9 protein-coding genes are annotated in these 10529 nt (G+C 66.0%); 3 read left to right on the forward strand and 6 right to left on the reverse strand.

All coding sequences use genetic code 11. The annotated features are described in order from the left end of the window. Both JNN06_RS01440 and JNN06_RS01445 read right to left on the reverse strand, forming a co-directional pair. Positions 1 to 770: sugar ABC transporter permease (locus JNN06_RS01440; protein WP_291237820.1), on the reverse strand; the 770-nt coding region annotated here is incomplete at its 3' end. An 89-nt stretch (positions 771 to 859) separates the two neighbouring features. Continuing rightward, on the reverse strand, positions 860 to 2206 hold the full coding sequence (locus JNN06_RS01445; RefSeq protein ID WP_291237821.1) for an ABC transporter substrate-binding protein: 1347 nt from the start codon (positions 2204 to 2206) through the stop codon (positions 860 to 862). Between the two features lie 269 nt (positions 2207 to 2475). Between JNN06_RS01445 and JNN06_RS01450 the strand changes: the two genes are divergently transcribed. The 3 genes from JNN06_RS01450 to JNN06_RS01460 are packed head-to-tail and all read left to right on the forward strand — an operon-like array spanning position 2476 to position 5857. Then, on the forward strand, positions 2476 to 3501 hold the full coding sequence (locus tag JNN06_RS01450) for a substrate-binding domain-containing protein (RefSeq protein WP_291237822.1): 1026 nt from the start codon (positions 2476 to 2478) through the stop codon (positions 3499 to 3501). 30 nt (positions 3502 to 3531) lie between these two features. Further along, entirely contained in the window at positions 3532 to 4848 is a 1317-nt protein-coding gene (locus tag JNN06_RS01455; protein ID WP_291237823.1) for a GH1 family beta-glucosidase, read from the forward strand. 49 nt (positions 4849 to 4897) lie between these two features. Then, entirely contained in the window at positions 4898 to 5857 is a 960-nt protein-coding gene (locus tag JNN06_RS01460; RefSeq protein ID WP_291237824.1) for a glucokinase, read from the forward strand. On the opposite strand, the gene JNN06_RS01465 is transcribed toward JNN06_RS01460, so the two are convergent. The 4 genes from JNN06_RS01465 to JNN06_RS01480 all read right to left on the reverse strand — a co-directional run. Further along, positions 5814 to 7226 (reverse strand): HAMP domain-containing sensor histidine kinase, encoded by a 1413-nt coding sequence (locus JNN06_RS01465; protein WP_291237825.1) that lies wholly within the window; start codon positions 7224 to 7226, stop codon positions 5814 to 5816. The genes JNN06_RS01460 and JNN06_RS01465 overlap by 44 nt on opposite strands. Continuing rightward, positions 7223 to 8332: an FIST N-terminal domain-containing protein gene (locus JNN06_RS01470; protein WP_291237826.1), complete on the reverse strand. Its 1110-nt coding sequence runs from the start codon at positions 8330 to 8332 to the stop codon at positions 7223 to 7225. The genes JNN06_RS01465 and JNN06_RS01470 overlap by 4 nt, the downstream gene beginning before the upstream one ends. Continuing rightward, complete coding sequence (locus JNN06_RS01475) at positions 8329 to 8988, reverse strand: response regulator transcription factor (protein ID WP_291237827.1); 660 nt, start codon at positions 8986 to 8988, stop codon at positions 8329 to 8331. Before JNN06_RS01475 ends, JNN06_RS01470 begins: the two co-directional genes overlap by 4 nt. A gap of 80 nt (positions 8989 to 9068) precedes the next feature. Beyond that, the coding region (locus tag JNN06_RS01480; RefSeq protein WP_291237828.1) for an alpha-D-glucose phosphate-specific phosphoglucomutase at positions 9069 to 10529 on the reverse strand (1461 nt) is incomplete at its 5' end.

Consider the following 10529-nt stretch of genomic DNA (forward strand, 5'->3'; position numbering starts at 1 on the left):
ATCGTGCCCATGATCTGCGGCACCTTGATCTTGAAGAAGATCTGGAACGGGTTGGCGCCATCCAGAATCGCGGCCTCGATCGTGTCTTCGGGCACGCCGCGCAGGGCGGCCGACAGAATGACCATGGCAAAGCCGGTTTGAATCCAGATCAGCACGGCCATCAGGAAGAAGTTGTTCCAGAACGGAATTTGCAGCCATTGCTGCGGCGCGTCGCCGCCCAGGGCCAGGTAGATCGCATTCAGCAGCCCGATCTGCTCGGTGCCTTCGGGGCGCACGTCATAGATCAGCTTCCAGATCACGGCCGCACCGACGAAGGAAATCGCCATGGGCATGAAGATCAGGGATTTGGCGATATTGCCCCACCAGATGCGGTCGGTCAGCTGCGCGGCCAGCAGGCCGAAAGCAGTGGAGGCGGCTGGCACGAACAGCAGCCACAGCGCATTGGAGCGCATGGATTCCCAGAATTTCGCCTCGCCCATCATGGTGCCGTAATTGGCCAGCCCCACGAAGGTCTCGCCGGTCTTGTCATGCAGCGAGAGCCAGGCGGTCGCCACCACCGGATAGGCCAGATAGAGGCCAAGCGCGATCATCGCAGGCGCGAGGAACAGCCAGGGCCGGATCATGTTGGCGCGATTGATATTGCGCCCCGCATCGGCGCCGCGCGCCGGAAACAGAACCTTGTCAAGCAGCAGGTTCGAAAAATAGAAGTAACCGATACAGCCGCCAACCCCGATCACGATGGTCAGCACGGCCTGAATTGCGGGATGCATATGCCCCTCTCCCCCCTTTGTCGCAGCGCGGGCTGCGTCTTGTGGCAGGCCGGGGACGATTGCCGCCCCCGGCCTGTGGTCTCAGGCGCTTATTTCGGCCAGGCGGCGTCGATCTGGGCAGCGGCATCCGCGGCGGATTTGCCGCCGACATAATCCACCATGCCGGTCCAGAAGCTGCCCGCACCCACGGCGCCCGGCATCAGGTCCGAGCCGTCAAAGCGGAAGGTCGTGGCATTCAGCAGCATCTCGCCCTGTTTCTTCAGCGGCTCCGAGCCATAGAGCTCGGTATTGGCGCCCTTGAACGGGGTGACAAAGCCGCTTTGCGCCATCCAGATCTCATGCGCGATCGGGGTTTTCAGGAACTCGATGAAGGCGCGCGAGGCGTCGCTGTCCTTGGTGATGAAGGCCAGCGTGCCCGCCCCCAGCAGCGGGGTGCCGAGGCCCTTGGTGTCATCCGCCGGGAAGTAGAAGAAATCGGCATCCTCGCCCACCACGGTGCCTTCGGGGAAGAAGGACGGGATGAAGGAGGCCTGACGGTGCATGTAGCATTGCGGCGGCGAGGAGAAGAGACCCTTGGGGCTGTCGCGGAAATCGGTGGCGGCGACAGCAGCGGCTCCCCCGGCCACGAATTTGTCATTCTTGGCGAACCAGCCGAATTCCTCGATGGCGCCGACCACGGCGGGATCGTTGAAGGGGATCTGATGGGTGACCCATTTGTCATAGGTCTCGGGGCTTTGGGTGCGCAGCATCAGGTCTTCGACCCAATCGGTCGCGGGCCAGCCGGTCGCGCCCCCCGACCCCAGACCGATACACCAGGGCGTGCCGCCATCGGCCACGATCTGTTCGGTCAGCGCCTTCAGCTCGGCCATGGTTTTCGGGATTTCATAGCCCGCATCAGCAAAGTTGTCGGGCGAATACCAGACCAGCGACTTCACATCGGCCTTGTAGGGGAAGGCATACAGCGCCTCGGCGCCATCCTTGCCCTTGTAGATGCCCAGTTTGGCCCAATCGGCCCCGGCGGCATAGTTTTCTTCCAGCCAGGCCTTCGTCTCATCGCCCAGCGGGGTCAGATAGCCCTTGGCGGCCAACTCGCCGATCAGGCCGGGCTGCGGCAGGATCGCGATGTCGGGCGGGCTGCCGGCCTGGATGTCCACCTGGATCTGCTGCTCATAGCCCTCGGACGAGGAGTAATTCACCGTCACGCCCGAGGCGGCGGTGAAATAGGCCAGCACCGAGGAAACCAGCACCTGATCCTCGCCGCGCCACGGCCCGAAAATGGTGATCGACTGGCCGTCGAGATTGGTCGCTTCGTCAAAGGCCTTGTAGCTGTCCCAGTTGAAGGCGCCCTCACCCACCGGAAATTTCAGGTCTTGCGCAAAAGCACCGCCCGATGCGAGCGCCAGCGCCGCCACGGTGGCGAGAAGTTTCTTTGGCATCATCTTCCTCCCTAAGGTTCTGCCCCGGCGCAGATCAGACCTGCGCGGCCAAAGCGGGAATCACATTCAAACCGCTTTGAATGGCTTCACTATGCGGCGCACTGGCCTCAAGTCAACAAATCTCTGCGCGCGGTTCGGCGCCAAACAGTTGTTTTTGCCAATGCAGAAAGCAGCAAGCCTGTGCTGCAAACCCTGCTTTCCGCTTTGACCTGACGGGGGGCACCCGCTACAGTCGCGCCTGATTTGAAACGCTTTGGCTGCCGGAACAGATGAATCTCAAGGAGCTTGCCCGCAAACTCGACCTGTCGCCCACCACGGTCAGCCGGGCGCTGAACGGCTATCCCGAGGTCAATGAGGCAACGCGCGAACGGGTCGCGGCGGCGGCAAAGCGATACAATTACAAGCCGAACACCCGGGCCATCCGGCTGGCGACCGGCCGTGCCATGGCGATGGGCCATGTCATCCCCGTCGCCACCCGGCACGAGATCGTGAACCCGGTCTTTGCCGACTTCATCGCCGGGGCGGGCGAGGTTTATTCGCGCAACGGCTATGACATGCTGTTGTCGGTGGTGCCCGATGACAGCGAGGAACGCGCCTATCGCGAGCTGAAATCGCGCGGCACGGTGGATGGGGTGATCGTGCATGCGCCGCGCATGAATGATCCGCGCATCGCCCTGCTGACGGAAATGCAGATCCCCTTCGTGGTGCATGGTCGCGCCACCGGGGCGGCGCATCCCTATAGCTGGGTGGATGTGAACAACCGCCGCGCCTTTCAGCGCGCCACCGAATTCCTGCTGGATCTCGGCCATCGCCGCATTGGCCTGATGAATGGTCTGGAGTTCATGGATTTCGCGATCCGCCGCCGCAAGGGCTTTGAGGAAGCGCTGGCAGCGCGGGGGCTGACGCCCGATCCCGCGATCATGGTCAGCGAGGAAATGACCGAATCCGCCGGCTATCGCGTCGGGCTTGCCATGCTGGCGCTGCCGCAACGGCCCACGGCGATCATCGCCTCCTCCATGATCATGGGCCTTGGCCTGCGCCGCGCCATCGAGGAACGCGGCCTGCGCATGGGGCGCGATGTCTCGGTCATCATCCATGATGACGAGCTGAGCTATATGCGCAATGGCGATGACCTGCCGATTTTCACCGCCACGCGCTCCTCGGTGCGCGAGGCCGGGCGGCAGGCGGCGGATATGCTGATCGGCCTGATCACCGGCCGTCTGGCCAGCCCCTGCGAAATGCTGCTGGAGGCCGAGCTGATCATCGGCCAATCCACCGGCCCCTGCCCGCATTGATCCGTTTCCCCTCTCAGCCACAGGTCAACCATGATCCCGTCCCGTGCCAGTTTTCCCGAAGGTTTCCTGTTCGGGGCCGCCACCGCCGCCTATCAGATCGAAGGCACCGCCTTTGGCGGCTGCGGCTCGACCCATTGGGACACCTTCTCGGCCACGCCGGGCAATGTGAAGCGCGCCGAGGGTGGCAGCATCGCCTGCGACCATTACAACCGCTGGCCCGCCGATCTGGACCTGCTGCGCGAGGCGGGCTTTGACGCCTATCGCTTTTCCGCCAGCTGGGCGCGGGTGATGCCCGACGGGGTGACGGTGAACCCCGAGGGGCTGGATTTCTATGAGCGGCTGGTTGACGGGATGGGCGCGCGGGGTCTGCGGCCCTTCCTGACGCTGTATCACTGGGATCTGCCCTCGGCGCTGGCCGATCAGGGCGGCTGGATAAACCGCGACACGGCGCTGCGCTTTGGCGATTACACCGAAACCCTGCTGGCGCGGATCGGCGACCGGGTGGAAACGGTGGCGACGGTGAACGAGCCCTGGTGCGTGGCCTGGCTGTCGCATTTTCTGGGCGCCCATGCGCCGGGCCTGCGCGACATCCGCGCGGCGGCCCGCGCCATGCACCATATCCTGCTGGCGCATGGTGTGGCGGTGGAGCGGATGCGCGCCATGGGGCAGAAAAATCTGGGCATCGTGCTGAATTTCGACCACGCCACCCCGGCCAGCGACGATCCGAAGGATGTGCAGGCGGCGGCGGTGCAGGATGCCATCTTCAACCGCTGGTTCACCGAGGGCATTTTCCGCGGCGCCTATCCCGCCGAGGTGCTGGAGGGGCTTGAGCCTCATCTGCCCGCAGGTTGGCAGGATGACATGGCGCGGATCAGCCAGCCGATCGACTGGCTGGGGGTGAATTACTACACCCGCCACATCCACGCCCATGACCCTGCAAAGGCCTGGCCGCATGACCGTGACGTGCCGGGGCCGCTGGAAAAGACCCAGATGGGCTGGGAGATCTACCCCGAGGGCCTCAAGGGGTTCCTGACCCGGATCGAGCGCGACTATACCCGGGGCCTGCCGATCTATATCACCGAAAACGGCATGGCGAATGACGATGCGGCCGGCAGCGACGACGCGATCCGCAGCGATTTCATCGCGCGCCATTTCGCGGCGGCGCAGGCAGCCATTGCCGAGGGCGTGAACCTCAAGGGCTTTTTCTACTGGTCGCTTCTGGACAATTACGAATGGGCCGAGGGCTATCAGAAACGCTTCGGTCTTGTGCATGTGAATTATGAAACGCTGGAAAGAACGCCGAAACCGTCTTATCACGCGCTGAAACGCGCCTTGGCGCGCAACTGAACTGAAGATTGGCGGCTCTGGCCCGGCTGCCCCCAACCGGAGGAAACCGATGGGAACGCCCCTCTCTCTCGTGGCCGATATTGGCGGCACCAATACGCGCGTGGCGCTGGCCGATGGCAAGGTGGTGCGGCCAGACAGCATCCGGCGCTTTCGCAATGCCGATCATCCGGGGCTGGAAACCATCCTGCGGCTGTATCTGGATGAGGCGGGCGTGGCCGATTGCGCCGGAACCTGCGTGGCGATTGCCGGGCCGGTGCGCGATGGCGTGGCCTCGATGACCAATCTGGATTGGACCATCGACAATGCCGCGCTGACCCGCGCCACCGGGGCGGAGAAAGTGGCGATCCTCAATGACTTGCAGGCGCAGGGCCATGCGCTTGGCCATATCGCGGCCGAAAATCTGGCGCCGGTGATCGAAGGCCCGGCGCAGGATCACGCTGCCAAGCTGGTGGTGGGGGCTGGCACCGGCTTCAATGCGGCGCCGGTGCATGAGACGCCCTGGGGCCGGATCGTGGCGGCCTCGGAATGCGGCCATATCAACATGCCGATCCGCACCGAGGCCGATCTGCGGCTGGCGCGCTTTGTGGAAACCGCGCATGGCTTTCCGGGGGTGGAGGATGTGCTGGCCGGGCGCGGGCTGGAGCGGCTTTATGCCTTCATCCGCAGCGAAAGCGGCCAGCCGGGCGAAAAGACTGCTTCGGACATCATGGCCGACATGGCGGCGGGCGAGCCGCTGGCCGAAGAAACCGGGCGGCTGTATGTGCGGCTGATGGGGGCAGAGCTGGGCAATCTGGCGCTGACCCACCTGCCCTTCGGCGGCATCTTCCTGATTGGCGGTGTGGCGCGGGCCTTCCAGCCGTTTTTCACCCGCTTCGATTTCGCCGGCGCCTTCCGCGACAAGGGCCGCTTTGCCGGCTTCATGGCGAATTTCGCGGTCACCATCATCGAAGACGATTACGCCGCCCTCACCGGCTGCGCGGTCTATCTGGAACAGGGCGGCCGGGGCTGAGCTTTGGCCCCGTGCCAGTGGGCTTGGCGGGGCTGAGCGGCAGCGTCACGCTGAAGCAACTGCCCCGCCCCGGCGTGGAGCGCAGGCCCAGGCCATGCCCAAGCGCCCCTGCGGCGCGTTCGACGATCGCCAGCCCCAGCCCCATGCCCTCGGCGGCAGAGGCAGGCGCGTCCAGCCGGTGTAATTCGGCAAAGATGGCGGCGCGGTCGGCCTCGGCAATGCCGGGGCCGGTGTCATGCACCTCGATCCGCAGGGCGCCGGGCAGGATGCGCGCCCCCACCAGCACGCGCCCCTTGCGGGTATAGCGCAGCGCATTGCCGATCAGGTTTTGCAGGATGCGGCGCAGCCATTGCGGGTCGCTGATCACCGTGGCGGAACAGGGCCGCAGCGTGAAGCGCAGGCCCCTGGCGGCGGCGATCACACCGAACTCGTCGCGCAAGGGCGCCAGCACCTGTTCCAGCCGCAAAGGCCCCGGCTGCACCGCCATGCGCCCGGTCTCCAGCCGCGAAATATCCAGCAATTGACTGAGGATACCCTCCACCTGACCCAAGGCATTCTGCGCCTTCAAAAGCGCCTCCGGCCCCTCCGGCCCGCCATCGCTGGCCGCGCCGATGAACAGCCGCGCCGCCGCCAGCGGTTGCAGCAGGTCATGCGAGGCGGCAGCGACAAAACGCGCCCGCGCGGTGTTAATGCGCCCGGCCTCCGCCATCGCCTCGGCGCGGGCCTCGTCCTGCGCGCTTTGCCGCTCGGACCGGATGGCCTCGGTCACGTCGGTTTGCAGGATCACCGTGGCCCCGTTCACCATGCGGCGCTCCGAGACCTGCACCCAGCGATCCCGCACCAGACCCACGTTGAAGACCGCCTGCACCGCCCCATGCCGGGCGCTGCGGGCGGCGGCCCATTGCGCCGGGGTCTCGCCCTCGGGCAGCGCCAGATAGGCTGATCGACTGACGCGATCAATGTAATCGGCAAAGCGGAGGCCGGGGCGCAGATGCGGCTGCACATCGGCAAAGGCAGCGCAAAAGCGCGGGTTGCACAGGATCAGCGCCTCATCCGGGCCAAACAGGGCAAAGCCTTCTTCCACCGCGCCAATCGCATCGGCCAGCGCGCGGCGCGCGGCCTCGGCGGCGCGGGTGGCCTGTTCCAGCCGGGCATTGCTGTCATTGAGCGCCTGCAACGCCGCCTGAAGATCGCGCGTGCGGTCGCGCACCTCATCCTCCAGCAGCGCCGCGCGCTGGAATTGGGCATAGGCGGCGCCCGCGTCATCGGTCGCGGCCTCCACCCGGCGCATCAAGGCCCCCGCGATGATCAGCAGCTTGTCGCGCTGACGCTCCAGACTGTCAGCGGGGTTCAGCAGCGCCTCGCTCATGCGGCCCCTCCGCCCAGCGGTGCCTCGGCGGGATAGAAGGCCACACCGGTCATGGTCTGGTTCACATGCAGCCCGTTCAACTGTTCACCATAGGTGGAAAAGCCCACCACGCCATGCCGGCGCAGCAGGGCCGAAATGGCCGGGGTCAGCTGCTTTTCCTGCGCCTCCATCCGGCGCAGGATGCAATCGCAGGCCAGGATGGCGGCGGGTCCGCCCAAGCCCTCCAGCTCGGCCGAGAGATGCGCCACCATATCCATGGGTTCCGCAAGGCTCAGCACCAGCCCCTCGTCAATCGCGGAAAAGAACACCAGATCGCCATTCGCCTTCACCTCGCGGATGGCACGCACATGATGGCGCCCGCCCAGCCGCACGGCAACGGGATGGGCGGCAAAGGTGAAACTGTCCAGCTGGCCCGGGTCTTTGCCCAACAGGCGCGCATATTCGGGCGCTGCGGGTTCGGCATTGATGCGGCGCACGATGCGGCGGGCCGGGTCGGCCTCGGTCACCACCATGCGCAGGCCGGTGGGGCGCAGATGGTCAAGGCTGAACACCCGCACCCGCCCCCGCGCCCGCACCAGCAGCAGCACGGCGGCATCGCGCGCCACCCGCCCGCCTTGCAGCACATGCGCCGCCAGAAAGCGCGTGCCATCGGCGGCCGAGCCCCCGAACAGCGGCACCGGCCCGAGGCCCGCCGAAAGGGCTGCGGCCAGCTCATCCTCGCGCACAGACAGGCCGTCCACCATCAGAAAGGCAAATTCGGACGGCCAATCGGGTTGGCGCGCGGTGAGCGCCGCGCGGGCGCGCACCAGATCGCCGATCAGGGCCTCGCGGTCGATGCGGCCCAGATCGTCAATCGCGAGGATCTCGGCCTCGAAATCGCGGGCGGGCAGGCCCATGGCCAGAATGCCGCCCTCGGCATAGCCGCCCGGTGCCAGCTCGCCCGCCGTGGTGCAGCCAATGAGCGGCCCGCCAAGGTCCAGCCGGGCTAGCGCCGAAAGATCGGCCTCGGGTGCGGCAAAGACCAACACGGCGGCGAAGGGGCCGGGGCCAAGCGCCGCGGCCAAAGTGGCGGCCTCGGCCAGCGGCACCCAGGCGCGGGCGATCATGCGCCGGTATCCGGCATCAGCACCTCGAACCGCGCGCCGCGCGCCAGCAGCACGGCCTGCGTGCGGCTTTGCACGCCCAGTTTGCGCAGGATGGCGGTCACATGGGCCTTCACCGTCGCCTCCGAAATCGAGAGGTCAAAGGCGATCTGCTTGTTCAGCCGCCCGGCACAGAGCAGTTGCAGGATGCGCGCCTGCTGACGGGTGAGCGCGGCAAGCCGGTCCAGCGCCTCGGGCGGGGCGGTATCGGGGGCGACAAAGCCCTCGGGCAGCCAATCCTCGCCCGCCGCCAGCGCGGCAAGGGCGGCGGTGAAATCTTCGCGCGGCGCGTGTTTGGGCAGAAAGCCGCGCGCCCCCGTTGCCAGCGCCGCCGCAATCACCCGGTCATCGGCCAGCGACGAGACCACCAGCACCGGAATATCCGCCGCCGCCGCCCGCAGCCGGATCAGCCCGTCAATGCCGGTGACATCGGGCAGGTTCAGGTCGAACAGGATCAGGTCCGGCGCGGGCGTCAGCTCCAGCCGTTGCAAGGCGGTTTCCAGACGGCCCGCGACCTCGACCTGCGCCACACCCGCGCGCGCGCGCAGCGTGAGGCTGAGCGCGTCACAAAATAGCGGATGATCGTCCACGATCAGCACGCGGTTGAACGATGCGGTCAAACGGGCCTCCCCTCCCTGTTTGCCGCAGTCTAGACCGGGGGGCGAGCCGGGGGCAAGCAGTTGCCTGCCCCCGCTTTTGGTCAGGTGATGACGTTGGGCTCGGTGCGGCCGGTGAACTCGGCGATGCGGGCAAGCGCATGGGCGGCACGGATCACCGGCGCCAGCGCCTGTTGCGGGTCGTGATCCAGCCCCTCCGGGCCGGGCGTGAACCGCTCCAGATAGACGCGCAGCGTGGCGCCCTCGGTGCCGGTGCCCGACAGGCGCATGACGATGCGCGAGCCATCGGTGAACAGGATGCGCACGCCTTGCTTGGCCGAGACCGAGCCATCGACCGGATCGGTATAGGCGAAATCATCGGCGCCCTGAATGGTCATGCCTTCAAGCTGTTGGCCTGCAAGGCTGGCAAGGCTGCCGCGCAGGGCGGCCATCATGGCATCGGCGCGATCAGAGGCAATCGCCTCAAAATCGTGGCGGCTGTAGTAGTTACGGCCATATCTTGAGAAATGCTCGGCCATGATCGCGGCGACGGATTGCTGTCGCACCGCCAGAATGTTCAGCCAAAGCAGCACGGCCCAAAGCCCGTCCTTCTCGCGCACATGGTCCGATCCGGTGCCAAAGGATTCCTCGCCGCAAAGCGTAGCCTTGCCGGCATCCAGCAGATTGCCGAAGAACTTCCAGCCGGTCGGCGTTTCAAACTTGCCAATGCCAAGCGCATCGGCCACCCGATCCGCCGCCGCCGAAGTGGGCATGGAGCGCGCGACGCCTGCCAGACCGCGGGCATAGCCCGGCGCCAGATGCGCATTGGCGGCCAGCACGGCGAGGCTGTCAGAGGGCGAGACATAGACGCCGCGCCCCACCACCATATTTCGGTCGCCATCGCCATCGGAGGCCGCGCCGAAATCGGGGGCATCCGGCCCCATCATCTCGTCCATCAGCTCATGCGCCCAGGTCGGATTCGGGTCCGGGTGCATGCCGCCGAAATCTGGCAAGGGGGTGCCATGGGTCACGGTGCCCTTGGCCGCGCCCAGCCGGTTTTCCAGAATTTCCGTGGCATATGGGCCGGTTACAGCGCACATTGCATCAAAGCGCATGGTAAAGCCGCCCGCAAACATCGCGCGGATCGCCGGGAAATCGAACAGGGTTTCCATCAGTGCGGCGTAATCGGTGACGCTATCCACGACCTCTACCGCCATACCATCCAGCGTGGTGGCACCGATGCGGCCCAGATCAATATCTGGTGCATCCGAGATGCGGTATTCGGTCAGCTCGGTCGTGCGCTGATACATCGCCTCAGTCACCGCCTCGGGGGCCGGGCCGCCATTGGGCATGTTGAACTTGACCCCGAAATCCTCCTCGGGGCCGCCGGGGTTATGGCTGGCCGACATGATGATGCCACCATCGGTTTTATTCAGCCGGATCAAATGGCTGGCAGCCGGAGTTGACAGAACAGCGTTCTGCCCCACGATCACCTTGGCCGCCCCATTGGCCGCCGCCATCTTCAGGATGGTCTGCGCCGCGCGGTCGTTGAAATAGCGCCCGTC

The organism is Gemmobacter sp., from assembly GCF_016792925.1.
GTDB lineage: Bacteria > Pseudomonadota > Alphaproteobacteria > Rhodobacterales > Rhodobacteraceae > Gemmobacter.